Below are 23,869 nucleotides of genomic sequence, written 5' to 3' on the forward strand. Positions count from 1 at the left end.
GGGACGGCCGGCGCCAACCAGTCGGCCCCGCCGTGGCCGTCGGCGTCTCCCGCGTGCCTTCACCCAGGCGAGGGAGACGCGGGACATGACGGTCACCGAGGACAGAACCAGCGTGCCGGAGCAGCGGCGGCACGTGATGCGGGTCCGCAAGCGCGACGGCGAGCTGGAGACGGTCGACGTCAACAAGATCGTCAAGGCGGTCGAGCGGTGGGTGGGCGACCTCGACGAGGTCGACCCGTTGCGGGTCGCCACAAAGACCATCAGCGGCCTGTACGACGGCGCGACCACCGCCGAGCTCGACAAGCTCTCCATCCAGACGGCGGCCGAGCTCATCGGCGAGGAGCCGCAATATTCGAAGCTGGCCGCCCGATTGCTGGCGGCCTATGTGGACAAAGAGGTCCGTCTCCAGGAGGTGGCGAGCTTCTCCCAGTCCATCCGCTACGCCCACCAGCAGGGCCTGATCGGCGACGAGACGGCCGCCTTCGTGCGCCGCAACGCCCGCAAGCTCGACGATGCCGTCGACCTCAACGGTGACCTGCGGTTCGAATACTTCGGCCTGCGCACCGTGGCCGACCGCTACCTGCTGCGCCACCCGCAGTCCCGCCTGGTCGTGGAGACCCCGCAGTACTGGCTGCTGCGGGTGGCCTGCGGGCTCAGCGAGACCCCGGCCGAGGCGATCGGCTTCTACCGCCTGATGTCGTCGCTGGCCTATCTGCCCAGTTCGCCGACCCTGTTCAACTCCGGCACCCGGCACACGCAGATGTCGTCGTGTTTCCTGGTCGACTCGCCCCGGGACGAGCTCGACTCGATCTACGAGCGTTACCACCAGGTCGCGAAGCTGTCCAAGTTCTCCGGGGGCATCGGCATCGCCTGGTCGCGGATCCGGGGCCGGGGCGCCCTGATCCGCGGCACCAACGGCAAGTCCAACGGCATCGTCCCGTTCCTCAAGACGCTGGACGCCGGTGTCGCCGCGGTCAACCAGGGCGGCCGGCGCAAGGGCGCCGCGTGCGTCTATCTGGAGCCGTGGCATCCCGACGTCGAGGAGTTCCTGGAGCTTCGGGACAACACCGGCGAGGAGTCACGACGTACACATAATCTGAATCTGGCCAACTGGATCCCGGACGAGTTCATGCGCCGGGTCGAGGCCGACGGCGACTGGTCGCTGATCGACCCCTCCGACGCGCCGGAGCTGCCCGACCTGTTCGGTGAGGCGTTCGACGAGGCGTACAGAAGGGCCGAGAAAAAAGCCGTCAAGACCGTCAAGGCCCGCGACTTGTACGGCCGGATGATGCGCACACTCGCACAGACCGGCAACGGCTGGATGACGTTCAAGGACCGCTCGAACGCCCTGTCCAACCAGACCGGCGCGCCCGGCAACACCATCCATCTGTCGAACCTGTGCACCGAGATCCTCGAGGTCAACGACGACGCCGAGACGGCCGTCTGCAACCTCGGCTCGATCAACCTGGGCGCGCACATCGCGGGCGGAACCGTCGACTGGGCGAAGTTGCGCGAGACCGTGCGCACGGCCGTGACCTTCCTGGACCGGGTCATCGACATCAACTACTACCCGTCGCCGCAGGCGGCCGCGTCCAACCCGCGCTGGCGGCCGGTCGGCCTCGGGCTGATGGGCCTGCAGGACGCGTTCTTCCAGCTGGGGCTGCCGTTCGACTCCGTCGAGGCCCGGGAGCTGTCCACCCGCGTACAGGAAGAGATTTTCCTGACCGCCCTGGAGTCGTCGGCCGCGCTGGCCGAGCGGTTCGGCGCGCATCCGTCCTATGCGGAGACCCGGGCCGCGCAGGGCGATCTGCACCACGAGCTGTGGGGCGCGACCCCGGCGCAGGCCGAGCGCTGGTCGGATCTGAAGGCCCGGATCGCCGAGCACGGCCTGCGTAACTCGCTCATGATCGCTATCGCGCCGACCGCGACCATCGCGTCGATCGCCGGCTGCTACGAGTGCATCGAGCCGCAGGTGTCCAATCTTTTCAAGCGCGAGACGATGTCCGGCGAGTTCCTTCAGATCAATTCCTATCTCGTACGGGAGCTGAAGGCGCGCGGTCTGTGGACGGCGCCGGTGAGGGAGCAGATCAAGCGCGCGGAGGGTTCGGTGCAGGGCATCGCCGAGCTGCCCGGCGAGGTGCGCGAGCTTTTCCGTACGGCGTGGGAGTTGCCGCAGAAGGCGCTGATCGAGCTGGCGGCCGCCCGTGCCCCGTACATCGATCAGTCGCAGTCCTTGAACCTGTTTCTGAGCGCGCCGACGATCGGCAAACTTTCGTCGATGTACCTCTACGCCTGGAAAGCCGGGCTGAAGACCACGTATTACCTGCGCTCGCGTCCCGCGACGCGCATTCAGCAGGCGACGGTTTCCCTGACGCCCGCCGAAGCCTGCTCCCTGGAGAACCCCGAGTCTTGTGAGGCCTGCCAGTAATGCTGCTCGACCCCGGAATGGACCTGACCCTGCGGCCGATGAAGTACCCGCACTTCTTCGACCGGTTCAAGGACGCCATCAAGAACACGTGGACCGTCGAGGAGGTCGATCTGCACAACGACCTCGCCGACCTCGCGAAACTGTCGCCCGCCGAGCAGCATCTGGTGTCCCGGCTCGTGGCTTTCTTCGCCACCGGCGACACGATCGTGGCCAACAACCTCGTGCTGAACCTCTATCAGCACGTCAACTCGCCGGAAGGCCGCCTCTATCTTTCGCGGCAGCTGTTCGAGGAGGCCGTGCACGTCCAGTTCTATCTGAACCTGCTGGACACGTACGTGCCTGATCTGGCCGAGCGCGCGGCGGCGTTCGCGGCGGTCGAGAACATTCCGTCGATCGCCCGCAAGGCCGAGTTCTGCTTCAAGTGGATCGACTCGGTCTACGAGCTGCGCTCTCTCCGGACGAAGGAGGACCGTCGCGCGTTCCTGCTGAACGTCATCTGCTTCGCGGCGTGCATCGAGGGGCTGTTCTTCTACGGCGCTTTCGCGTACGTCTACTTCCTGCGCTCCCGGGGTGTGTTGCAGGGCCTCGCCTCCGGTACGAACTGGGTCTTCCGCGACGAGTCGATGCACATGGCGTTCGCGTTCGACGTGGTCGACCAGGTCCGCGCCGAGGAGCCCGATCTGTTCGACGCGGACATGGAGAAGCAGGTCACCGAAATGCTCGAAGAGGCCGTCGAGTGTGAGGTGCAGTTCGCCGAGGATCTGCTCGAACAGGGCGTCTCCGGAATGTCGCTGGGCGACATGCGCGAATATCTCCAGCACGTGGCCGACCGGCGCCTGGTCGCGCTGGGCATCATGCCCCGCTACGGCAGCGGGAACCCGTTCGCCTTCATGGAACTCCAGGACGTCCAGGAGCTCTCGAACTTCTTCGAGCGCCGCGTCTCGGCCTATCAGGTCGGCGTGACCGGAAGCGTCAGCTTCGACGACGACTTCTGACCGGGTGGTGCTGCCCGCCGAGGTTCGGGCAGCACCAGCGGGGTTCCCGTCGTCGGGTCGGTGATGACCCGGGCACGGACGCCGAAGACCTTCTGGACCAGTGGAGCGTCGACGATGTCGGCGGGTGGGCCCTGTGCGATCACGGCGCCCGCCCGCATGGCGACGATCTCGTGGGCGTAGCGGCAGGCCATGTTGAGGTCGTGGAGCACGGCGACGACCGTGCGGCCGGCCGCGTTGAGGTCGGCCAGCAGGTCGAGCACCTCGAGCTGGTGGGCCAGGTCGAGGAAGGTGGTCGGCTCGTCGAGCAGCAGCAGGCCGGTCTCCTGGGCCAGCACCAGGGCGATCCAGACCCGTTGCCGCTGGCCGCCGGAGAGCTCGTCGACCGGCCGGTCGGCCAGGTCGGCCACGCCGGTGGCGGCCAGGGCGGCGGCGATCGCGTCCTCGTCCTGCGCCGACCACTGGCGCAGCCAGCGCTGGTGCGGGTGGCGGCCCCGGGCCACGAGGTCGCCCACGGTGATCCCGTCCGGCGCGACCGGCTGCTGCGGCAGGACGCCGATGCGGGCCGCGACGTCACGGGTCGGCAGCCGGTGGATGTCGGCGCCGTCGAGAAGCACCGTCCCGGCCGCCGGGCGCAGCAGCCGGGCCAGCCCGCGCAGCAGCGTCGACTTGCCGCAGGCGTTCGGCCCGACGATCGCGCTGATCCGGCCCGGCGCCACCTGGAGGTCGAGGCCGGTGACGACCGGCCGGCCTTCGTAGCCCAGGCCGAGCCCGGCCGTACGCAGGTCAGTCATCCGGTTCTCCCGATGCGGTTGGCTCTGGCCAGCAGCCAGACGAGGAAGGGTGCGCCGAGCACTGTCGTCAGCACCCCCACGGGCAATTCGGCCGGGGCCAGCACCCGGCGGGCGGCCAGGTCGGCCAGGGCCAGCAGGGCCGCGCCCACGGCGGCCGAGGAGACCAGGGCGAGCCCGCGCTCACGGACGAGGCGGCGGGCGATCTGCGGCGCGGCCAGGGCGACGAACGCGATCGGCCCGGCCGCCGCCGTGGCCACGGCGGCCAGCGCGACCGCCGTCACCAGCAGCCCCGCCCGCGCCCGTTCGGCCCGCACGCCCAGCGCGAGCGCGAGGTCGTCGCCCAGCTCCAGGGCGCGCAACGGCGCGGCCAGCCGCAGCGCCACCGGTAGCAGCACCACCACCGTGACCACGACCGGTGCGACCTGCGACCAGGAACGGCCGGCCAGGCTGCCGGTCAGCCAGATGGACGCCTGCTCGGCGGTGTAGATGTTCGCGGTGTTGAGCAGATAGGCGGTCACCGAGGTGAGCATGGCGGTGACGCCGATGCCGACCAGCACGAGCCGATATCCGGTGACTCCGCGGCGCCGCGACAGCAGGTAGATGGCGGCCGCGGTGGCCGCCGCCCCGGCCAGCGCGCCCACGGCGACGGTCCGCGGGCCGGCCGCCAGCACGACGATGAGGAACACGGCCACCGCGGCCGCGCCGGCGTTGATGCCCACGATGTCCGGGCTGGCCAGGGGGTTGCGGACGACCCGCTGCACGATGGCGCCGGAGAGCCCGAACGCGGCGCCCACGGCGATCGCGCCGAGCGCGCGGGGCAGGCGCAGTTCGAGGACCACGTACGCGCTGCGCCGGGTCGCGCCGTCACCGCCGGCCAGCACGGTGAGCACGTCGGACAGCGGCATCGGATAGTCGCCCCGGGCCAGCGAGACGAGCAGCGCCGACAGCGCCACCAGCAGCGCGGCGACCGTGACGACGACGGCGCGCCGGTCCACCCGGGTCACAGCTCGGCCAGCTTCCGCCGGCGCACCAGCGCCACGAAGAACGGCGCCCCGGCGATCGCGGTGACGATCCCGGCCTGGAGCTCCTGCGGCCTCGCGACCACGCGGCCGAGCACGTCGGCCGCCAGCAGCACGATCGGGGCCAGGACGGCCGCGTACGGCAGCAGCCATCGGTGCGCGGGGCCGACCAGCGCCCGCGCCATGTGCGGCACGGTCAGCCCGACGAACGCGATCGGCCCGGCCAGCGCCACGGCCGTTCCCGTGAGCACGACGGCGGCCAGGGCGGCCGTGGCCCGGCCCACGAGCAGGCCCTGTCCGAGCGAGCGGGCCATGTCGTCGCCCAGGGCCAGCGCGTCCAGCGCCCGCGCCGACACGACGGCCAGCACGGCGCCCACGGCCAGGAAGGGCAGCGCGATCCGGATCACCGAGACGTCGGCCGAGGTCAAAGCGCCGACCGACCAGTACCGGTAGGCGTTGAAGGTGTTGATGTCGAGCAGCGTGAGAGCGGTGGTCAGGCCGCCCAGGAACGCGGTGGCGGCGGCCCCGGCGAGCGCCAGTTTGACCGGCGTGGCGCCACCCCGTCCGTACGAGCCGAGGGCGTAGACCCCAGCGCCGGCCAGCGCGGCGCCGGCGAAGGAGAACCAGACCCAGCCGCCGAAGCTGTGCACCCCGAAGACCGCGATGCCGAGGACCACGGCCAGCGCCGCGCCGGCGTTCACGCCCAGCACCTCGGGGCCGGCCAGCGCGTTGCGGGTCAGCCCCTGGAGCAGCACGCCGGAGACGCCGAGCGCGGCCCCCGCCAGCAGGCCGACCAGGGTGCGCGGCACCCGCAGGTACTCCACGATCCGCTGCACGTCCGAGCCGTCCGGGTGCGTCCAGGTGCCGAGCGCCGCCCGTACGCCAATGGTCTGGTTGCCGAGCAGCACGGAACCGGCTGTGGCCGCCGCCAGCACGGCGACGGCCACGGCCAGGCCCAGGGCGCGCCGGCTCAGAACTTCTCCGGGTGCAGCAGTTTCGCCAGGTTCGCGACGGCGTCGGCGTTCCGTACGCCCGGGGTGACCTCGGCAAAGGTGACGGCGTAGATCCGGCCGTCGCGCACCGCGGGCACGTTGGCCAGAGCCGGGTCCTTCCTGAGCCCGTCGATGACCTCCTGGGCCCCGGACGGGCCGACGTCGGCGCCGCAGCAGGCCGGCACGACGATCACGTCGGGCCTGCGCTTGATGAGCTCCTCGGTGCCGACCCGGGTGAGCCGGCCGGGCACGTCGCCGAACGCCTGCGTGCCGCCGGCCTTCTCGATGATGGTGGTGGCGACGTCCCCACTGCCGAAGACGCGCAGCTCGCCGCCGCCGGGCCGGTTGAGCATGGCGACCCGGGGCTTCGTCACCCCGGCCAGCCTGCTCTCGGTGTCGGCGACGGTTTTCCTCATCTTCTCGACCAGGGCCCGCGCTTCGGCCGTACGGCCGAGGACCCGGCCCAGATCGGTGAGGTCGCCGTAGACGCTGTCGAGCGAGACGTCGTTGTCGGCCAGGTCCTTCTGGTCCTTGCCGTCGGCCGACGGGCAGTACTGGGTGAACAGGTACGACCCGATGCCGATCTTGTTCAGCTCGGCCCGCGTCCCGAGGCCCTCGGCGGTGAACGCGCCGGTGAAGCCGGAGACGACGAAGTCCGGATCGAGCCGCAGGACCTCCTCGCGGCTCGGGTACTCCTCGGGGTAGTAGGCCGTTGTGAACTGCGAGGCGTATTCGGGGAGCAGGGGATTGTCGAGGTAGGCGGCGCCGACCAGCTTGTCGCCGGCGCCGAGCGCGTACACGGCCTCGATGCCGTTGTGGAAAGCGGCGAAGATGCGCGCCGGCGGGGTGCCGGTGGGCACGGCGACGCCGCAGTTCTGGAGCGAAGCGGTGGCCGGCTTGTCCGAAGCTTCGGACGCGCCGCCACAGCCGGCTAGGAGACCCGCGGCCAGAACGGCAGCGAGCCAGGACAGAGGGGACCGTGAAGCGCGCACGCGCATCGGGACCACCTTCCAGCACCTCGTGGACGGGTCGTTGCGGTGCCGTGGCCGGTCTCCTGGCTGACGGGTGGCGCTCCGGCGGCCGGCCTTCCCAGGCTCACGCCCAGTGACCTCGCGGTGGCCTCCGGCATCCCGTTCACAGTGGCGAGGGCCGCGCCGGTCTCACACCGGCTTCCCGAACACCACGGCCCGACCACCATAGCCGCCCCGCCGCGCCATGATCATCCGGGGCGCGGGTCAGCGGATCGCGGCCAGCACCCGCTCCTCCAGGTCCTGCCAGACGACGCCGGCCTCGGCGAAACCGGCCTCGGTCAGCGCGGCCGTCTGGAACTCCAGCGAAGCACCGGTCCACTCGCGGGAACCCTCCGGCCACAGTTCGCGCCGCTCCTCGAGCGCCTGAGCCAGCTCCGGCCGTTCCCCGGCGGCGGCCCACCAGTCCGCCCACGAGTCGGCGCCGCCCTCGATCGCGGCCCGCTGCCGGGCCTCGTCGATCGCCACGCAGGCGGCCCGCAGCCGCCCACCGGCCGGCAGCGGCATGTAGTCGGCGTTGATCAGCACCCCGCCGTCGCGCAGCAGCCCCGCCGCGGCCCGGTAGACCCCGGCCAGATCGGCCGGCGACAGCCAGTGCAGAGCCGTGCTGGAGAGCACGGCGTCGAACGAGCCGGCACCGAGCGCCTCCGGCCAGGACGGATCACGCAGGTCGGCCCGCACCCACCGGAGCCGCCCACCCTGGTCACCGAGCGCACCTTCGCCGACCGCGAGCAGCACCGGGTCGACGTCGACGGCAACCGAGCGCCCCAGCGGGAAGCGGCTCAGGAACCGCTGGCTGATCGCCCCGGGCCCACAGGCGAGATCGAGCACGGTCAGTTCCGGCTCCGGCCGAACCCGCGCGAGCACGTCGAACATCACGTCGTACACGCGGTCACGCTGCTCGATGTAGACGCTCTGCTGGTCATCCCAGCGGCGCAGCAAGTCGATCATGCAGCCATCCTGCCAGCGCCCGCACACCCACACGCCCCACTGTGCGCCGAACGACAAACCTTCCGCCCAGCACGCGACAGCGAACTCCTTCGAACGCCTCGCCGAGACCACAACAAGAGCGGCTGCTCGGCGCTGGTCGGCCTTGAGATGCAGGCGCTCGACCGCTCAAGGCATTCGTGAGGGGACCTGGAAGCCGCGATCATCGAGCACTTCAGCGAAATGCTCTTGGTCGGATTCGACCCGAACGGCGCCTCGCCAAGAGGCTCTAATTCTCGCCGTGCGATTCCGGTTCGACGGCGTCGAGTAGTTTGCCGACGGCTCCGTTGTACGCCTTCGTTGCCTCTCCGCCGCCGAGTAGTGCTCATTACCAGTGCGCCTGAACTCGCGCTGACACCTCTGGTACGTCTCCACACTTTCGTCGAAGGCTTTGCGAATGCCGTCGGCTTTCTCGTCATCAGTCACGTCTCTGACTAGCACGCTGATCCCGCATGGCTCGGCGAATCGAAGAACATACGTAGCTTGCTGGCGCGAATGACGTTCCTGTTCTGGCTTCCGGATTACTCAAGGCTGTCACCCGGTGTGCGAGGGGTCGAGGTCAGGTGGGGGCGGACGAACGGCGCTTCGTGGTGACGAACAAGTAGGCCGCGGCTCCGGCGAGCGCCAAGCCCAGGGCGGCCAGGCCGATCACGACGCCGATGGGGATGCCGCCGGAGTCCGCGGGTGGCGTGGTGGTGGTCGCCGGGGCGGCCTTGGGCAGCGCCGGGTCGTCGACGGTGAAGACGTATGAGCCCTGGACCGTGTGGCCGTCGACCGACACCACCCGGTAGGCGACCGTGTACGTGCCGTTGGCCAAGGGTTCGCGAGGGAGGATCGTTCCCTTCGCCGTGTCGATGGCCGGGCTGGAGGCGTCGACCCGCCGGCGGGCCGCGTCGCTGAGGGCGATCGTGGTGAAGTCCGGGTTGAGGCGCTGGCTGAACTCCAGCGTGATCGCCCCCGGCGCCCTCGTCAGCACTGCGTCCTTGGCCGGCGTCGTTGCCACCAGCTGGGTGTGCGCCCACGCCGGCGTGCCGGGCACCAGCACGGCCAGCAGCGCCGCCAGACCCAGCAAGACCTTTCCCACGTACGTCATGTGAGCACTCCCTCGCCGATCCAGCCGCCCTCGGCGCAGCCCGGTGGCACCGCGAAGACCGCCGAGCCGATCGGTGTTATCCATTCGTTGAGCAGGTCCTTCTCGGCCAGGCGCTGCTGGATGGGCAGGTACTGCCGCTCGATGTCGCCCTGGTACGCGGCGAAGATCAGGCCGCTGTCGGGGTGGCCGGCCGCGTTCGGGGCGCCGTCGTAGTTGTACGGCCGGCGCAGGATCTTCAGCGCCGGATCGGTGACGTGGGCCCGGGTCACGTGGGCGAAGTCCGGCATGACCGGCAGGCCCGTCGTGTCCAGCGCGGCGAAGTCGGGCTCGTCGTGCTCCCTCACTCCCGTGAAGGGCGCCCCGCTGACCATCCTGCGGCCGACGGCGTTCTCCTTGTCGCCGACGCTCAGCAGGTCCCACTTCTCGATCTCGGCCCGGATCCGCCGGACGACCAGCGTCGTGCCGCCGTCCGGCCGCCACACGGCGGTGTCCATGGCGTCGCCGGTCGGGTTCGCCGTGCCGTCCAGCTGGCCGAGGACGTTGCGCTGGGTGAAACCAGGTTTCTGTACGCCTGGAGCGCGCCGGAATCCGATCTGCGCCCACCGGACCGCCCCGAACGGGCGGGCGTCCTTGACGAGCATGCGCTGGGCGTGGGCGACGGTGAGCGGGTCGTCGGCGCAGATCTGGAGCAGCAGATCCCCGCCCGACCATCTCGCCTCCAGCCGGTCGATGGCGAACTTCGGCAGGTCCTTTACCGGCGACGGGAGCCCGGCGGCGCGGTAGAGCCCGGGCCCGAAGCCGAAGGTGATCGTCAGGCGGGCCGGCAGCACGGCGAGCTGGGCGTCGGTGTCGCCGAGGGCCGGCTCGCCCCGGGTGAGCCGGCGCGCGTCGTCCGAGAGCAGCCGCATCATCCGGCCCAGGGCCCGCCGGTCGGTGCCGGCGGGCAGGGTGAAGGCGACGAACGAGGCGTGCGCCGGCGGCTCCGTGGTCACACCGGCCTGGCGTACCCCGTGGAAGGGAACCACGTCCCCCGCAGCCGCGACGGCGGCCGGCTCCCCGCGGGCCGCGAGGAGGCCCGCGGTGGCGCCGGCGCCGGCCAGCGCGCCACCGGCGAGCAGATGACGACGGCGGAACTTCACATGCCCGCCATCGGAGCGGCGCTGGGGGCGTAGCTCTCCCCGGCTCCGGTGAACGGCTTGGCGACCGCGGTGAACTGGACGGTGCCGCCGTCGCCGAGGGTCAGCGTGAACCGGAGCTCGTCGCCGGGCTTGATCGGGGCCGACGGGTCCATGATCATCAGGTGGTCGCCGCCGGGCGCGAGCTCGTGGGTGCCCCCGGCCTTGACGACGAAACCGCCCTCCTTGGGCCGCATCACCATCTTGCCGTCCTGCATCGCCATCTCGTGCAGCTCCATCGGCGAGATCGAGGTGGCCGCCTTGACCACGGTCACGTCCTGGCCGGTGTCGTTGACGAGGGTGCCGAACGCGGCGGTCATGCCCTTGTCGACGGCCTTCACCCACGGGTCCTTGACGGTCAGGGTGGCGGCGGCCGGGGCCGAGGCGTCCGAAGTGGAACCGCAACCGGCCAGCGTGGCGGCGACGAGAGCGGCCGCTGTGACAAACGAACGACGAGCGATGGTTTGCATGTTTATCTTCCTGTATGAGGGGCCTTGCGCTCTTAGTCGGACACGGGGCCGCTGGAGTTCCCGGCCAGAAAGGCGTTGTAGCGGGCCAGGTCGTCCTCCTCCCCGGAGGCGTCGGCCCGGTCGGCCGCCCGGTCGAGGCGGGCCTGCTCCCGCTCGTCGCTGCGGATCCACTGCCGGACCAGCAGCAGCATGATCACGGCGGACGGCAGCTCGCCGAACGCCCAGGCCAGCCCGGCCCCGAGGCGCTGGTCGGCCATCATCGACGCGGCCCACGGCGGGTGGACGGCGCTGTACCAGTCCAGCCCGATGACGGTCGTGGCCTGGAGCAGCACGAAACCGAAGAACGCGTGCGACACCATCGCCAGGAAGTGCACCAGCGTCAGCAGCGCCGGATGCACGCGCCGACGGCCCGGGTCGACGCCGATGAGCACCCAGAACAGCAGGTAGCCGGCCAGCACGAAGTGGATCAGCATGGCCAGATGACCCAGGTGGTAGCGCATCAGGGTGCCGAGCAGCCCGCCGAAGTACAGCCCGTACAGACTCGCGACGTAGATCGTCAGAGCGACGACCGGGTGGCTGAGGAACCGCGCGCACCGGCTGTGCAGCGCGATCAGCAGCCACTCCCGCGCGCCACGGACCTGCGGATCCGAGGGGCGCCGGAGCGCGCGCAGGGCCAGCGTGACCGGCGCCCCGCCGACCAGCAGGATCGGCACCACCATCGAGAGCACCATGTGCTGGACCATGTGCACGCTGAACAGGACGTACGAGTACCGGACGACCCCTAGGCCGGTGATCGCCGCGAGCACCAGCAGGCCGCCGGTCCAGCTCGCCGTGCGGGCCACCGGCCAGGCGTGCCCGGCCCGGCGCAGGCGTACGACACCGGCCAGATAGAAGCCGATCCCGGCCAGGGCGATCGTCAGGAAGAACATGTCCGGCAGCGGATCGCCGAGCATCCGCAGCGCGGTGGCCGGCGCCGGCATGCCGAAGCCCAGCAGCTCGACCAGCGGGTCCGGTTCGGCCACGGCGTCGGGCGCCGGCGACCGCGACAGCGCCACGGCCAGCCCGACCGCCGCGCCGAGCACGGCCAGCTCCCCCACGGCCAGCCTCAGGAACGCGCCCGGCCTCCCCTCCGCGAGCGCCGGCAGGGCCCGCGTGCGATGCCGCGCCCCGATCAGGCCCACCACGGCCAGGGCCAGGACCTTCAGCAGCACGAGTACGCCGTAGCGGGTCGTACAGAGCGGCGACAGCCCGCCGAGCCGTACGGCCGCGTTGACCACCCCGCTGACGCCCGTGGCCACGAAGCAGGCCAGGGCGAGCCGGCTGTACCGGGAGGCGGTCTCCGGGAAGCGGCGGACGCGGCGGACCATCAGCAGCCCGGCCAGTCCGCCGATCCACAGCGAGGCGGCCAGCACGTGCAGGGCGAGGCTGGTCACCGCGATCTGGTGGTTGCCGGCCGAGGCCGCGTGGCCGGTGAACGCGGGCGGCAGCAACGCCGCCGACGCCGCGGCGGCGGTGACGAAGGCGAGCCCGCGCGAGACCCCGGCCCGGCTCAGCACCACCACGGCCAGGGCCAGCCCGGCCTGCACCAGGAGCGCCTGACCCTGGCCGATCGAGAAGGCGAAGCTGACCACGGCGTGCGAGCTGAGCCGGCCCACCGGCACGGCGAGCACGTCCGAAACGGTCAGCACGATCAGGGCCAGCGAGGCGAGCGCCCACCCGGCGGCCAGCCACGAGGCCCGCCGCAGCAGCAGCCAGCCGTGCGCGGCCACGCTGGGTCCGTCGCCGGGCAGCAGGAAGGCCGCCGTCATCGTGATCCCGGCCACCAGAACGCCGAGCGCGGCCGCCACGAAGGTGACCGACGGCAGCGCCCACTCGGTGACCGGGCCCGGGCTAGGAATGCCCACCAGCACCGAATCGTCCACCGCCCGGCCGAACAGCAGGGCGCCTACCAGCACAAACACGGCCGGCCCGAGAACCAGCGGAACGACCCGAACATCCGTACGCACGCAAGATGGTCGTGGTCGGGGGCCTCCCGGTTCCCGGGAACTTCGGCGACGGCCTGGACGACTTCCTCTACAGTTCCAAGTTCTCCAACGATGGCGGTGAGGCATGGCTGACGAGGCTTCGAAGACCGGCACCGGCCGGGCCTGCCTGCGCCGTGCCGCGGGCGGACGGTCCCCGGTGGTCCTGCGGCATCAGGGCGGCGATCTGACCGTGGGCGCCCGGCGCCGCATCGCCGAGCGCGCCCGTTCGCTGCGCGGCGTGATCATCGGCATGTCGCTCGCCGCCATCGCCTGGATCGCGGCCGCCGTCGTCCTCTTCGCCGGTGTGCCCATGGCGCACGCCGCCGACGCGAGCCCGTGCCCCGCCCGCAAGTCCCTGGTTTCCTCCGACGGTGACAGCACGTTGCGGGTGCGGCCCGAGTCGGCGACGCTGTTCCACCTCTGCGTCGATGAGGGCACCGAGGCCGTACGCCGATGGTCCGTCACCGCCGTCGACGGCGCCGGCCGGAGCGTGCCCGTGGCCGTCCAGCCGCTGGGCGACCGCCTGGCCATCGCCACCGCGCCGCTGACCGGCGACAGCGCCACCCTCTCGGTGCGGGCCGACCTCGAGACGGGCGCCGCTAGCTTCGAGGTGCCGCTGCGCCTGCGGTGAGCCACTCCCCGGCGGGGGTCCGCACGGCCAGGCCGACCACCTCGTCACCGGCCCGCTCCACCCGCACGGTGGGGCAGCCATCGGTGGCGCGATGCCAGCCACCCGAGGCGCTGTCGTGCACGGCCGAGTGCCGGCAGTGCTCCTCGTCGGCGTATCCCCAGGCCATCAGCAGCTCACGGCCGCCGAACGAGTAACGGCCGACGGTCGCCACCCGCTCACCGTCGGCGCGGCGGTAGAACTCGGCCGACAGGCCGGGCACCGGAACGCCCTCGAAGGGCGCGTCCGCGACGGTGCGGTGCAACCGGTACTCGGAAAGGTCAGGCAACAAAGTCGATCTCCTCATCGGCGTGGACCGGCCCGTTGGTCGCCCGGGACGGGCCGCCGGTTCCCGGCATCAAACGATCGGGTGACCCGGGAACTTTCCCCGCTTCTCCAGCGACTCATCCACGTGACCCCCTCCGAGGAGCACGCGGACGCGCTGACCCTGCTCGCCCACGACGCCGCGCGCGGCGACCGGTCGGCGCTGACCGAGCTGATCCGCGCGACACAGGGCGACGTGGCGCGGTTCCTCCATCCCCTGGCCTCGCCGGGCGAGGTGGAGGATCTGACCCAGGAGACCTATCTGCGGGCCGTACGGGCTCTGCCCGGCTTCGCCGGACGGTCGTCGGTACGCACGTGGCTGTTCGCGATCGCCCGGCGGGTCGCGGCCGACCAGGTCCGGTACGCGACCCGGCGGCCCCGGACGGCGGCGCTGCCGGACTGGCAGAGTCACGCCGAGATCGCCGACCCACACGGCCGTTCCCGGTTCGAGGAGCATCACGCGCTCACCGACCTGCTGCGCGGGCTGGCCGAGGACCGCCGCGACGCGTTCCTGATGACGCAGATCGCCGGGCTGTCGTACGCCGAGGCGGCCGAGATCTGCGACTGCCCGGTCGGCACGATCCGCTCCCGGGTGGCCCGGGCCCGTGAGGATCTGGTCACCGCGATGCGCGACCTCGGCCACGGCCGGAAGGCCGCCGTGGGCTGAGGCACATCGACGGGAACCAGTCGGCGGCGATGGACGACCAACGCTGCGAGTGCCTTCCCCCGACGACTGTGACGGAGAACAGATGTCCACCGCCGCGCCGCCTTCACGCCCCGCTTTATCCTTCGGTCCTCTGCTGCTGCGCCTGCACTTCTACGCCGGCATCCTGGTCGCCCCCTTCCTGCTGGTCGCCGCGCTGACCGGTCTCGCGTACGTCTTCACGCCCCAGCTCGACCGCGTCGTCTACGCGGACGAGCTGGTGGTCGACAAGCCGGGCGGCGCCACCAAGCCGCTGGCCGAGCAGATCGCGGCGGCCCAGGCGGCGGTGCCGGACGGCACTCTCCTCTCGCTGCGGCCGGGCGAGGGCTCGGCCACGACGCAGGTCGACTTCGCGCTGCCGTCGCTGGACGAGGAGCACGCGCGGACGGCGTACGTGAACCCGTACAGCGGCGAGGTCACCGGGCAGCTGACGACCTGGTTCTCCTATACGCCCGTACGGACCTGGCTCGACGACATGCACCGCAACCTCAACCTGGGCGTCGTCGGACGGCATTATTCGGAGCTCGCGGCGAGCTGGCTCGGCGTCATCACGATCGGCGGCCTGCTGCTGTGGTGGCGGCGGCAGCGCGGGAACCGTACAGCCCGCAAGCTCCTGGCCCCTGACCTGGCGGCCAAGAAGGGCGTGCGCCGGACCCGAGGCTGGCACGCGGCCACCGGCGTATGGCTCTCAGTCGGCCTCCTGATCCTGTCGATCACCGGCCTGACCTGGTCCCGCTACGCCGGCGGCAACTTCGGCGAGGCCCTCGACGCGATGAACGGGAGCCGCCCCGCGGTGAGCACCGACCTCACCGGCGCCGCGCCCGAGCCCTCCGGCGGCCACCACAGCAGCGGCGGCGCCACGGGCCCCACGACGGCCGACCCGGCCGCGATCGACGGGGTGCTGAAAACCGCCCGCGACAACGGCCTCGACGGGCCGGTCGAGGTGATCGTCCCGGGCGACGCCGCCGCGGCCTGGAAGGTGAGCCAGGACGACAGCCTCTGGCCGGTCCGCGCGGACAGCGTCGCCGTCGACGCCGCCACGGGCCAGGTGACCGACCGGGTGGACTTCGCCGACTGGCCGCTGACGGCCAAGCTCACGTCGTGGGGCGTCAACGCCCACATGGGACTGCTGTTCGGGCTGCCCAACCAGATTTTGCTGGCCGCCCTCGCGATCGGCCTGCTCTGCGTCATCGTCTGGGGCTACCGCATGTGGTGGCAGCGCCGCCCGACCCGGGCCGACCGCCGGGCGATCACCGGCGCGCCCCTCGGCGCCCGTGGCGCCTGGCAGCAGATCCCCTCGTGGGGCATCGTCGTGGGCGTACCGCTGGTCATCGCCCTCGGCTGGGTGGTGCCGCTGTTCGGCATCCCCCTGGCCGCGTTCCTGCTCATCGACGTCGCGGTCGGCGCCTTCCAGGGCCGCCGCCGGAAGACACCGCCGGTCCCGGTCTCGCCGGCGCCGGCGGGGGCCGAGACCCCGGCGAAATCGGCCGCGAGCGGGGGCTGACACTCCCCCGTACTGTTGGTGGGGTGCTGTTCATCTTCGGAATCCGTAGCAAGGACACCATCCTCGGTTCACGGCTGGGCCGGTGCGAGGTCTGCGGCGCCACGGCGGCGCAGACCCTCGTCCGGCGCACGACGAAGTTCAGCCTGTTCTTCGTGCCGCTGTTCCCGGTCCGCCCGGCCCGCCACTTCGTGACCTGCACCCATTGCGGCCGTTTCCGCGGCGCCGCCCGCGAGGAGCTGGTCGCGGCTTGATGATGCCGATCGTGGTCGCCCAGGTCCCGGCCGTCTGGGACGTCGAGGCCAACCTGACCACCGTGCGCGACGTCCTGGGCGAGACGCGGCCCGGTGATGTGGTCGTCCTCCCCGAGGGCATGCTGTCGGGCTACGGCGAGGATCTGACACCGCTCGCCGCGCTGGACCCGGCCGTGGTGACCGGTGCCGTCGCCCAGGTGGCGCGGCTCGTCACGCGCAAGAGGGTGTACGTCTTCTGCGGCTCGCTGCTGCCGTCCGGCGGCGGATGGTGCAACGCCGGCCTCTTCTTCTCCCCGGACGGCGGCGGACCCGCGACCTACCGGAAGATCAACCTGGCCATGAACGAGCGTGGCCCGCTGACGCCCGGCGACAGCCTGCCGACGATCGAGGTCCCGCATCCGGACGGCGCTGTCACGGCGGGCGTGCAGCTGTGCCGCGAGATCCGTTTCCCTGAGCAGTGGCAGCATCTGGCCGCCGCCGGGGCTCAGCTGTTCGTCTACCTGACCAACGCCGCCAACCCCCGGGAACCCGAAGGGGTTTGGCGCAGCCACCTGGTGAGCCGGGCCGCCGAGAACCAGCGCCACCTCGTCTCGGCGAACATCCCCGATCCCGCCCAGCACTGCCCGAGCATGGTGGTGTCGCCCCGGGGCGAGGTGCTGGCCGAGCTGCCCGCCGGCCGGCCCGGCCTGCTCCGGCAGACGATCGACCTGGCCCGGACGGCGGACTGGTATCTCGGCCAGCGCCGCCGGGACGTGGTGTCGCTGACCTATCACCCCGGCCTCTACGCTGCGGGCTGAACGGGTATCGCCCGGGCGCCGGGGCTGGGTACGGTGACGCCATGACGGACAGGTCACGTCCCCTGTTGCGCACGCTGGTCGGCCGGGTGTTGCGCCGCCACCGGCTGGAGCAGGAGCGGACGCTGGCCGAGGTGGCCCGGGAGGCCGCCGTCTCGGTGCAATATCTGTCCGAGGTGGAGCGTGGCCGCAAGGAGCCCAGCTCCGAGATCCTGGCCGCCGTCTGCGACGCGCTGCGCGTCGAGCTGTCCGACCTGCTGGCCGAGGTGGGGCGCGAGCTCGTCGAGCACCGCGCCCCGGTCCTCCGCCTGCGGCCGGTCGCGCCGATCGCACCGGTCGCCCCCGTGGCGCCCCCGATGCGCCGGCCCGCCGCACCGCCCCACCGCTCCGGCGACGTCATGCTGCTGGCGGCCTGATCAGCTCGCCGCGGACAGGCGATAAGCCCGCTCGGGGCGGCTGGTGATCACCCGGTCGGCCAGGCCGTAGGCGACCGCGTCGGCGGCCGACAGCGTCATGCTCCGGTCGGTGTCCGCTCTGATCTTCTCGACCGAGTGGCCCGTGTGCCGGCCCAGGATCGCGTCCATCTCGGCCCGCACCCGCGCCACCTCCTTGGCCTCCACCGCCAGGTCGGGCAGCGTTCCCCGGGCCTGGCTCGACGGCTGGTGCAGGGTCACCTTGGCGTGCGGCAGCACCGACCGCCGTCCCGGGGTGCCCGCCGCGAGCAGGGCCGCCGCGGCCGAGGATGCCTGCCCGACGCATATGGTGGCGATGTCACAGCGTACGAAATGCATCGTGTCGTAGATCGCGGTCAGCGCGCTGAACGAGCCACCGGGCGAGTTGATGTAGAGCCCGATCTCCTGCTCCCCCGCCGATTCGAGGTGGATCAGCTGGGCGATCACCACGTTGGCCACGCCGTCGTCGATCTCGGTGCCCAGGAAGATGATCCGGTCGGACAGCAGGCGCGAATAGATGTCGTACGCCCGCTCGCCGTTCGGGGTTTTCTCGACCACGGTGGGAATCGTGTACTGGCTCATGCGCTCAACCCCATCGGCTGACGGGACAGGGCCGGGCGTACGTCGTCGACGCTGTCCAGGATGTGATCGATGAGCCCGTACTCGAGCGCCTCCTGAGCCGTGAACCAGCGATCGCGGCGGCTGTCCCGCTCCACCGTCTCGATCGGCTGCCCGGTGTGCTCGGCCGTCAGCCGCAGGAGGGTGGCACCGACCCGCTCCAGCTGCTCGGCGTAGATCTCCACGTCGGCCGCCGTACCGCCGAACCCGGCCGATCCCTGATGCATCAGCACCTGGGCGTGCGGCAGGGCGAACCGCTTGCCCGGCGTGCCCGCCGTGAGCAGGAACTGCCCCATGCTCCCGGCCAGGCCCAGGGCGAGGGTGCTGACGTCGTTCGGAATGAGCCGCATGGTGTCGAAGATGGCCAGCCCCGCGCTGACCGACCCACCTGGCGAGTTGATGTACAGACTGATGACGCCCCGCGGATCCTCGGCCGACAGCAGCAGCAGCTGCCCGCACAACCGGTTCGCGATCTGGTCGTCGACCTCCGACCCCAACACGATGATGCGCTGATGCAGCAGCCGGGCGGCCACCTGATCGTCGATGCTCCCCGCGGTCCACGGGGTGTCTCCAGCAGCAGATCGCATGCTTGTCTCCCAGCTCTCGTGCTTCCACTCGCTGGACCCACCATGGGAGCCGCGAAGCCCGATCACCAAGCCGATCTGCCATTAGCAGATGAGGTCAGGAGTCGTACCAGTCGAAGATCTCCCACCCCGGCGGGGTGACCAGGACCAGGACCATGACGACGCTGGCGGCGCCCACGGGCCGCGCCGTACCGCCGTCGAGATCGTCGCTTCCGCCACGTCCGCAGCCTGGTGGGCGGCGTTGGGTTCGGTGTGCGCCGGAGGGAGTCGACATGATCAGGACACGGGTGGGCACGGCCGTCGCCGGGGCGCTGGCGATCGTGGCCGGGCTGGGTGGCGGCGGCCCGGACGCGGCGAGCGCGGCGGTCGGTCCGGAGGTGGTCGCGGAGACCGTCGGCCGGCTCTACGGCACGCCGGAGCAGAGAACGGCGGCCCAGGAGCTGGAGGAATACGTCGTCCGGGCGGTGATCGCCGAGTGCGCCTGGCGCAAGGACCTCGACCACCACGACACCGACTGGGATTGGCCGGTCGTTCCGATGGAGCAGCACGACATGGATCTGGAGGTTCTGTTCTGGCCGCCGCTGGCCGACTTCGGGGTGGCTCGAGAGCACGCCAGGAACGCCGAACAGGCGGCGAGACCGGCGCCGGCTCCGCCCGGCCCCGGCTGGATCGACGAGTTCAACGACTGCGAAGTGGAGGCGGCGCCGCTGGACTATCTGCACAAGCCCGCCGGGCAGCTGACCCTGATGGAGAAGTTCTACTGGGAGTTCGCGCCGGTCCGCGACGAGCACGCGCTCCGGTTGAGCGCCGCCTATGGCCGGTGCATGGCCGCCGCGGGAACGCCGGCCGCGAGCTTGCGGGACGCCCATGAGCAGGTGGAGCGGGGATACCGGGTTCGTGGGCGGGCGTGGGGCGACCTGGTGGCGTACGAGAAGAAGATCGCCGCCGCGGACGGGAAGTGCCGCCGGGCGGGCGCGGCCATGGTGTCCAAGGTGATCGCCGCCGCCACGAGGGCGTTCGCCGAGCGTCATCGGGACGAGTTGGCGGCGGTGGCCGAGGGCTGGGCCGCGATGCCGGCCGCCCGGGACGAGGCCCGGCGGCATCTGAACGTGGTGTTGCGGAAGCGCTGAACGTGGTTCACTTCTCCGGCTCGGATCAGGGCGGAGAAAGCACGGGGGCTATGCGGCACATGATGGTTGGTCTGGCGGTGGTGCTCGGGCTGTCCGCCTGCGCCGCGCCGGAGAACGACGTGCGAAAGCCGGAGGTGGCGGTCAGCGTCTCGCTGCCGGCCGATGCGAAGGCGGCGCTGGACGTCGGGGTGGGGAAGCTGGGCACGCAGTCGGCGCGGGTCGCGTTCACTCTGGGGCCGGGCGGGCCGCGGGGCGCCGGGGTGGTCGACGCTGCGGGGACCACCTACGAGATCACCGGCGAGTCCTATGTGGTGCGGCGGATCGGCGACGACGTCTGGCTCAAGGTCCTCAAGCGGCCCGAGAGTGTTCCGGCCGATCAGTGGTTCTTCCACGAGAAGGATCTGAACAAGTGGATACGGCGCTCGGTGTTCAACATCGAGACCACCCAGACCTTCCGCGAGGGCTTTCCCTGGCGGCTCCCGCGCCGGGCGGTGAAGAACGGCTCGGAGATCGTACGGGCCGGCGAGCGCTCCTTCCGTGGCGCGACGCCGACCGACTCGCTGAAGGCTTCGCACTTCTCGGCCGACCTCGACGAGGCGGGCCGCATCACGCGGCTGGGCGTCGGGACCGGTGGATCGCCGAACGACGTCTACGAGTACAGGTTCTCCGATTTCGGGCTTTCGGTGGAGCTTCAGGCGCCGCCCGCGGCCGAGGTGATCGAGCTCGAGTACGTGGACACGCTCGCGGCCGGGATCTGGTGAAGCCGGCCGGGTGGGCACAAACCCACCCGGCCGGTCTCCGGTCAGGTGGCCGGGGTTCCGGTCACCTTGAAGTCGCGGGTGCGGCCGATGTTGTCGAAGGAGCCGAAGCCGACCCGGCCCGAGCCGAAGGTGGTGTCCCGGGCGGTCATCAGCGGGTCGCAGTTGCCGTCGACGTAGACGGCGATCTCGCCGGTCGACGGCACGTGCTTCACGCGGACGTTGTGCCAGGCCGCGTCGACGATGGCCGGGTTGGCGCCCCGGGAGCGGCCGTTCCACTGATAGTCGATGCGTTCACGGTCGGCGTTGTTGACCTTGAAGATGCCGTTGTGCGGATAGATGGTGTTGTCGGTCGAAAGATGTGCGTAGTAGAACTCCGTGTCGGACTTGTAGCCGAACACGATGATCACGTCACGGTTGGTGACCTCGACCGGTTCGTCCAGGCGCACCTGGGCCGTGATCTCGACGCTGGAGAACGCGGGACCCTTGGTCAGCACGGCGTACTCGAACGGGCGGCGCGGGCCCGGCCGGGCCTCGCCGGCCTCGGCCAGGATGACCTGGCCGTTCTCGAAGCGCCACTTCGACGGGGTCACCGGCGCCCAGTTGGCCGCGGCGGCGGTGTTGGTCACGCGCGTGTTCCCGACCTTCTCGTCGGCGAAGTACGCGGCGTCGGTCACCTTCCAGATCTTGCCGTTGGCCTTGGCCAGGATGTAGAGCTCGCCCTTGGCGTCAGTGCCGAAGCGCAGGTCGACGCGGTTGGGGTCACCGGGCGCGCCCGGCGAGGAGAGTTCCTGCATCCGTACGGACTGACCGGCCGGCGTGAACAGGTGCAGCCGGTGGATGGTGGCCGGGGCCTGCCCGCGCCGCATCTCGTTCGCCTCGGTGTAGAAGACCGTGCCCGCGACCAGGTCGCCGAAGATGTATTTGCCGCGCAGCTTCGGAATGTCGGTGCCGCGGTAGACGAAACCGCCCGCGACGGCCACGCCGACGTCGTCCGTGCAGTTCCAGCCCGGCGCCGGATTGTGGTCGTAGGACGCCACCGGATAGGTGTAACCGTATTGCGCGTCGTCCGCCGGAAGCGGGTAGAGCCGGTCGCAGACATTGGTCGCGGCGCGGTCGAACAACAGCCGGCCCTCGCGCTCGCTCCAGCCCATGTTGTCGCCGGCGCGCACCTCGTAGATGGCCTCCGTCGACTTCTCGCCGATGTGCCCGAGATAGAGCTTTCCGGTCGCCCGGTCCCAGCTGAACCGGTGCGGGTCACGGAATCCGAGCGCGTAGATCTCCCCGAGCGCCCCCGCGCGCCCCACGAAGGGATTGTCGGCCGGGATGCCGTACTTCCCGTTCGGCGCGTTCGTGCCCCGGGGGTCGATCCGCAACAGCTTTCCGTGCGGCAGGGCCAAATTCTGAGGATCGGTGTTCCGTACGCCCAGACCGCCGTCCCCGACCGCGAGATAGAGCTTGCCGTACTCGGCCGTGCCCTTGCGGGCCGTGGGGTTGAAGTTGATTTCCTGAATGCCGTGGATCTGCCCGCCGAACCCGATCCGCAGCACCTCACGATGGGTGCCGGCGAACGTGTCGGCCTTGGGGTCGGTGGCCGTCCACTCGTTGATGACGCCGTGGAACAGCGTGCCCGTCTGCTGATAGTCGGGCACCGCGGTGGTCTGCGACGCCTGCTCGGTGTGGATCGTGTAGAAGACGCCGTTCTGCTTGAAGTCCGGGTGGAACGTGACGTAGCCGAAGCCCTGCCCGAGCCCGCGCCCGGAGAAGAACTGCGGCTGGAACTGGGCGCGCACGTCGAGATAGACGTGCGGCACGCCGTTCTTCACCAGATAGAGGTTGCCGTTCAGATCGGGCACCGCGCGGCGTCCCGAGCCGTCCGGCACCTCGAGAATGGTGTTGATGCGCGCGATCCGGTTGAGCCGCTGATCGGTGAGCGGCGGCTGGGTGAACGACTGCGGGAACGACGCGTACTCGGTGAGTTCGAGCCCGAGCGACGAGGCGACCGGCTCGACCGGGATCGGGTCGTCGATCGGATCACCGACGGGCGCGGCGAGCGCCACGGTCGGAGCGGCCACCAATGTGGACAGAATGACCGCGGCTGATAGGAGGAACCGTCTCATGAACATCATCCCCGTTGGAAGTAATAGCGGTACTGGGCGGCGACCTCACGCGCGGACAGCGACCGGTCGAGGAAGGTGAGCGCGTCCATCCGGCAGTCGCACGGATTGCGCTCGACCGTGTTCTGCGGGAAGCTCCCGCCGATCTTGATGCCGCGCGGGTCGCTCGCGGTGGTGACGTGCGGGCCCGGCCCGGCGACCAGCCACGGGTCGTCCGTGCGCGTGTAGAAGCCCTCGACCGGCCGGCCGTCGCGGTAGAGCGCCATCGTCCCGGCGTTGAAGTCGAAGGTCGCCGCGATGTGCACCCACCTGTCCTTGGGCAGCAGCGTCTTCCAGTCCTCGTTCGCCGCGAAGGTCTGCGAGTTCCCGCCGTCGAGCCGCCGGCCCAGCGCGACCAGCCGCAGGGTGCCGTTCACGTCGATCAGTTCGAGCAGGGCTCGTACGCCATGCCCGTCGGAGTCGCCCGTGAGAACGCCCGCGAGCCCGATCGCGTTGTAGAGGTCATCGGGGTCGGCCGTGACGGTGTTCGGAGCGGGACCGTCCATGGAGCGCTTGAACCAGCCCATGACGGTCGTTCCACCGACCGCGTTGAAGGCTCGCAGCGTCCGTACGCCGGGCTGCGCGAAGATCCCGGCCTTCCAGTCGTCGTTCCCCAATGAAGCCGGATTGATCTGGCGGGTCTGGAGCGCTTTTCCCGCCCCGCGATAGGCCGCGTCGCGCACGCGCTGGGCGGCGCCGCCGTTGATGAGCTCGATCTCGGTGCCGGAGCGGCCCTGGTCCCGTTCGAGGGCCGTGTCGCCGGGGACCGGATGGTCGAAGTCGTAGAGCGCGACGACCGAGGAGCGTAGGGACGGATGGACGTCATGCGGACCCGGTGCGTCCGCGCTTACAGGTGATCCCGCTGCCACTAGCGCGATTCCCAACGCGACAGCGATTCCTCCAGTTCGTCTCACAAGGACGACCTT

At 71.0% G+C, this 23,869-nt stretch carries 25 protein-coding genes and 1 riboswitch; of the genes, 10 read left to right on the plus strand and 15 right to left on the minus strand.

What is annotated here, in order from left to right:
* Positions 1-85 precede the first annotated feature (85 nt).
* Positions 86-2,428, plus strand: coding sequence for a ribonucleoside-diphosphate reductase subunit alpha (locus ACFY36_RS09330; protein WP_499745428.1), 2,343 nt, complete (start codon positions 86-88; stop codon positions 2,426-2,428).
* Positions 2,428-3,423 carry a ribonucleotide-diphosphate reductase subunit beta gene (locus ACFY36_RS09335; RefSeq protein WP_499745429.1) on the plus strand — a complete coding sequence of 332 codons (996 nt, stop codon included), beginning with the start codon at positions 2,428-2,430 and terminating at the stop codon, positions 3,421-3,423. The genes ACFY36_RS09330 and ACFY36_RS09335 overlap by 1 nt, the downstream gene beginning before the upstream one ends.
* Here ACFY36_RS09335 and ACFY36_RS09340 read toward each other — a convergent pair.
* The 9 genes from ACFY36_RS09340 to ACFY36_RS09380 all read right to left on the minus strand — a co-directional run bounded on the left by ACFY36_RS09340 (position 3,378) and on the right by ACFY36_RS09380 (position 12,984).
* Complete coding sequence (locus tag ACFY36_RS09340; protein WP_499745430.1) at positions 3,378-4,214, minus strand: ABC transporter ATP-binding protein; 837 nt, start codon at positions 4,212-4,214, stop codon at positions 3,378-3,380. The two genes, ACFY36_RS09335 and ACFY36_RS09340, sit on opposite strands and share 46 nt — an antisense overlap.
* Entirely contained in the window at positions 4,211-5,218 is a 1,008-nt protein-coding gene (locus tag ACFY36_RS09345; protein WP_499745431.1) for a FecCD family ABC transporter permease, read from the minus strand. The genes ACFY36_RS09340 and ACFY36_RS09345 overlap by 4 nt, the downstream gene beginning before the upstream one ends.
* Positions 5,215-6,180 (minus strand): FecCD family ABC transporter permease, encoded by a 966-nt coding sequence (locus tag ACFY36_RS09350; RefSeq protein WP_499745432.1) that lies wholly within the window; start codon positions 6,178-6,180, stop codon positions 5,215-5,217. The genes ACFY36_RS09345 and ACFY36_RS09350 overlap by 4 nt, the downstream gene beginning before the upstream one ends.
* 23 nt (positions 6,181-6,203) lie before the next feature.
* Complete coding sequence (locus ACFY36_RS09355; RefSeq protein ID WP_499745433.1) at positions 6,204-7,223, minus strand: ABC transporter substrate-binding protein; 1,020 nt, start codon at positions 7,221-7,223, stop codon at positions 6,204-6,206.
* Positions 7,224-7,252: 29 nt separating this feature from the next.
* Positions 7,253-7,425: riboswitch (cobalamin riboswitch) on the minus strand.
* Between the two features lie 35 nt (positions 7,426-7,460).
* Positions 7,461-8,204 (minus strand): class I SAM-dependent methyltransferase, encoded by a 744-nt coding sequence (locus tag ACFY36_RS09360; protein ID WP_499745434.1) that lies wholly within the window; start codon positions 8,202-8,204, stop codon positions 7,461-7,463.
* A gap of 595 nt (positions 8,205-8,799) precedes the next feature.
* Positions 8,800-9,333 carry a copper resistance CopC family protein gene (locus ACFY36_RS09365; RefSeq protein WP_499745435.1) on the minus strand — a complete coding sequence of 178 codons (534 nt, stop codon included), beginning with the start codon at positions 9,331-9,333 and terminating at the stop codon, positions 8,800-8,802.
* Positions 9,330-10,472 (minus strand): Dyp-type peroxidase, encoded by a 1,143-nt coding sequence (locus tag ACFY36_RS09370; protein ID WP_499745436.1) that lies wholly within the window; start codon positions 10,470-10,472, stop codon positions 9,330-9,332. Before ACFY36_RS09370 ends, ACFY36_RS09365 begins: the two co-directional genes overlap by 4 nt.
* Positions 10,469-10,978 carry a copper chaperone PCu(A)C gene (locus ACFY36_RS09375; protein WP_499745437.1) on the minus strand — a complete coding sequence of 170 codons (510 nt, stop codon included), beginning with the start codon at positions 10,976-10,978 and terminating at the stop codon, positions 10,469-10,471. Before ACFY36_RS09375 ends, ACFY36_RS09370 begins: the two co-directional genes overlap by 4 nt.
* Positions 10,979-11,010: 32 nt before the next feature.
* Positions 11,011-12,984 (minus strand): bifunctional copper resistance protein CopD/cytochrome c oxidase assembly protein, encoded by a 1,974-nt coding sequence (locus ACFY36_RS09380; RefSeq protein WP_499745438.1) that lies wholly within the window; start codon positions 12,982-12,984, stop codon positions 11,011-11,013.
* Positions 12,985-13,087: 103 nt separating this feature from the next.
* Between ACFY36_RS09380 and ACFY36_RS09385 the strand changes: the two genes are divergently transcribed.
* Complete coding sequence (locus tag ACFY36_RS09385) at positions 13,088-13,633, plus strand: hypothetical protein (RefSeq protein ID WP_499745439.1); 546 nt, start codon at positions 13,088-13,090, stop codon at positions 13,631-13,633.
* Here the strand turns inward: ACFY36_RS09385 and ACFY36_RS09390 are convergent.
* A complete protein-coding gene (locus ACFY36_RS09390) occupies positions 13,602-13,958 on the minus strand; it encodes a hypothetical protein (protein ID WP_499745440.1) in 357 nt (118 codons plus the stop codon). The genes ACFY36_RS09385 and ACFY36_RS09390 overlap by 32 nt on opposite strands.
* 123 nt (positions 13,959-14,081) lie before the next feature.
* Between ACFY36_RS09390 and ACFY36_RS09395 the strand changes: the two genes are divergently transcribed.
* The 5 genes from ACFY36_RS09395 (at position 14,082) to ACFY36_RS09415 (ending at position 17,661) form a co-directional block, all read left to right on the plus strand.
* A complete protein-coding gene (locus ACFY36_RS09395; RefSeq protein ID WP_499745441.1) occupies positions 14,082-14,660 on the plus strand; it encodes a sigma-70 family RNA polymerase sigma factor in 579 nt (192 codons plus the stop codon).
* Between the two features lie 82 nt (positions 14,661-14,742).
* On the plus strand, positions 14,743-16,200 hold the full coding sequence (locus tag ACFY36_RS09400; protein ID WP_499745442.1) for a PepSY-associated TM helix domain-containing protein: 1,458 nt from the start codon (positions 14,743-14,745) through the stop codon (positions 16,198-16,200).
* A gap of 23 nt (positions 16,201-16,223) precedes the next feature.
* On the plus strand, positions 16,224-16,451 hold the full coding sequence (locus ACFY36_RS09405) for a zinc-ribbon domain-containing protein (RefSeq protein WP_499745443.1): 228 nt from the start codon (positions 16,224-16,226) through the stop codon (positions 16,449-16,451).
* Positions 16,451-17,248 (plus strand): carbon-nitrogen hydrolase family protein, encoded by a 798-nt coding sequence (locus ACFY36_RS09410; RefSeq protein WP_499745845.1) that lies wholly within the window; start codon positions 16,451-16,453, stop codon positions 17,246-17,248. The genes ACFY36_RS09405 and ACFY36_RS09410 overlap by 1 nt, the downstream gene beginning before the upstream one ends.
* 41 nt (positions 17,249-17,289) lie before the next feature.
* Positions 17,290-17,661, plus strand: coding sequence for a helix-turn-helix domain-containing protein (locus tag ACFY36_RS09415; RefSeq protein ID WP_499745444.1), 372 nt, complete (start codon positions 17,290-17,292; stop codon positions 17,659-17,661).
* Here ACFY36_RS09415 and ACFY36_RS09420 read toward each other — a convergent pair whose 3' ends face one another.
* The 3 genes from ACFY36_RS09420 to ACFY36_RS09430 all read right to left on the minus strand — a co-directional run bounded on the left by ACFY36_RS09420 (position 17,662) and on the right by ACFY36_RS09430 (position 19,173).
* Positions 17,662-18,279: a ClpP family protease gene (locus ACFY36_RS09420; protein WP_498688783.1), complete on the minus strand. Its 618-nt coding sequence runs from the start codon at positions 18,277-18,279 to the stop codon at positions 17,662-17,664.
* Positions 18,276-18,902: a ClpP family protease gene (locus tag ACFY36_RS09425; protein ID WP_499745445.1), complete on the minus strand. Its 627-nt coding sequence runs from the start codon at positions 18,900-18,902 to the stop codon at positions 18,276-18,278. The genes ACFY36_RS09420 and ACFY36_RS09425 overlap by 4 nt, the downstream gene beginning before the upstream one ends.
* 94 nt (positions 18,903-18,996) lie before the next feature.
* A complete protein-coding gene (locus tag ACFY36_RS09430; protein WP_499745446.1) occupies positions 18,997-19,173 on the minus strand; it encodes a hypothetical protein in 177 nt (58 codons plus the stop codon).
* On the opposite strand from ACFY36_RS09430, the gene ACFY36_RS09435 reads away from it, so the two are divergent.
* Together ACFY36_RS09435 and ACFY36_RS09440 are read left to right on the plus strand one after the other, a co-directional pair.
* Complete coding sequence (locus tag ACFY36_RS09435) at positions 19,172-20,029, plus strand: hypothetical protein (protein ID WP_499745447.1); 858 nt, start codon at positions 19,172-19,174, stop codon at positions 20,027-20,029. The genes ACFY36_RS09430 and ACFY36_RS09435 overlap by 2 nt on opposite strands.
* Before the next feature lie 59 nt (positions 20,030-20,088).
* Complete coding sequence (locus ACFY36_RS09440) at positions 20,089-20,790, plus strand: hypothetical protein (protein WP_499745448.1); 702 nt, start codon at positions 20,089-20,091, stop codon at positions 20,788-20,790.
* A 41-nt stretch (positions 20,791-20,831) separates the two neighbouring features.
* On the opposite strand, the gene ACFY36_RS09445 is transcribed toward ACFY36_RS09440, so the two are convergent.
* Together ACFY36_RS09445 and ACFY36_RS09450 are read right to left on the minus strand one after the other, a co-directional pair.
* Complete coding sequence (locus ACFY36_RS09445; protein ID WP_499745449.1) at positions 20,832-22,907, minus strand: PQQ-dependent sugar dehydrogenase; 2,076 nt, start codon at positions 22,905-22,907, stop codon at positions 20,832-20,834.
* A 5-nt stretch (positions 22,908-22,912) separates the two neighbouring features.
* Positions 22,913-23,812: a LamG-like jellyroll fold domain-containing protein gene (locus ACFY36_RS09450; RefSeq protein ID WP_499745450.1), complete on the minus strand. Its 900-nt coding sequence runs from the start codon at positions 23,810-23,812 to the stop codon at positions 22,913-22,915.
* Positions 23,813-23,869 lie beyond the last annotated feature (57 nt).

Source organism: Actinoplanes sp. NPDC000266, assembly GCF_042899005.1.
Lineage (GTDB): Bacteria > Actinomycetota > Actinomycetes > Mycobacteriales > Micromonosporaceae > Actinoplanes.

Bases quoted from the DNA above. Each gene is read 5' to 3' on its own strand.
- ACFY36_RS09445 (WP_499745449.1), bottom strand. From the start codon at position 22,907: ATGAGACGGTTCCTCCTATCAGCCGCGGTCATTCTGTCCACATTGGTG.
- ACFY36_RS09330 (WP_499745428.1), top strand. From the start codon at position 86: ATGACGGTCACCGAGGACAGAACCAGCGTGCCGGAGCAGCGGCGGCAC.
- ACFY36_RS09410 (WP_499745845.1), top strand. From the start codon at position 16,451: ATGATGCCGATCGTGGTCGCCCAGGTCCCGGCCGTCTGGGACGTCGAG.
- ACFY36_RS09335 (WP_499745429.1), top strand. From the start codon at position 2,428: ATGCTGCTCGACCCCGGAATGGACCTGACCCTGCGGCCGATGAAGTAC.
- ACFY36_RS09430 (WP_499745446.1), bottom strand. From the start codon at position 19,173: ATGTCGACTCCCTCCGGCGCACACCGAACCCAACGCCGCCCACCAGGC.
- ACFY36_RS09425 (WP_499745445.1), bottom strand. From the start codon at position 18,902: ATGCGATCTGCTGCTGGAGACACCCCGTGGACCGCGGGGAGCATCGAC.
- ACFY36_RS09440 (WP_499745448.1), top strand. From the start codon at position 20,089: ATGATGGTTGGTCTGGCGGTGGTGCTCGGGCTGTCCGCCTGCGCCGCG.
- ACFY36_RS09360 (WP_499745434.1), bottom strand. From the start codon at position 8,204: ATGATCGACTTGCTGCGCCGCTGGGATGACCAGCAGAGCGTCTACATC.
- ACFY36_RS09355 (WP_499745433.1), bottom strand. From the start codon at position 7,223: ATGCGCGTGCGCGCTTCACGGTCCCCTCTGTCCTGGCTCGCTGCCGTT.
- ACFY36_RS09420 (WP_498688783.1), bottom strand. From the start codon at position 18,279: ATGAGCCAGTACACGATTCCCACCGTGGTCGAGAAAACCCCGAACGGC.
- ACFY36_RS09365 (WP_499745435.1), bottom strand. From the start codon at position 9,333: ATGACGTACGTGGGAAAGGTCTTGCTGGGTCTGGCGGCGCTGCTGGCC.
- ACFY36_RS09385 (WP_499745439.1), top strand. From the start codon at position 13,088: ATGGCTGACGAGGCTTCGAAGACCGGCACCGGCCGGGCCTGCCTGCGC.
- ACFY36_RS09415 (WP_499745444.1), top strand. From the start codon at position 17,290: ATGACGGACAGGTCACGTCCCCTGTTGCGCACGCTGGTCGGCCGGGTG.
- ACFY36_RS09375 (WP_499745437.1), bottom strand. From the start codon at position 10,978: ATGCAAACCATCGCTCGTCGTTCGTTTGTCACAGCGGCCGCTCTCGTC.
- ACFY36_RS09435 (WP_499745447.1), top strand. From the start codon at position 19,172: ATGATCAGGACACGGGTGGGCACGGCCGTCGCCGGGGCGCTGGCGATC.
- ACFY36_RS09340 (WP_499745430.1), bottom strand. From the start codon at position 4,214: ATGACTGACCTGCGTACGGCCGGGCTCGGCCTGGGCTACGAAGGCCGG.
- ACFY36_RS09400 (WP_499745442.1), top strand. From the start codon at position 14,743: ATGTCCACCGCCGCGCCGCCTTCACGCCCCGCTTTATCCTTCGGTCCT.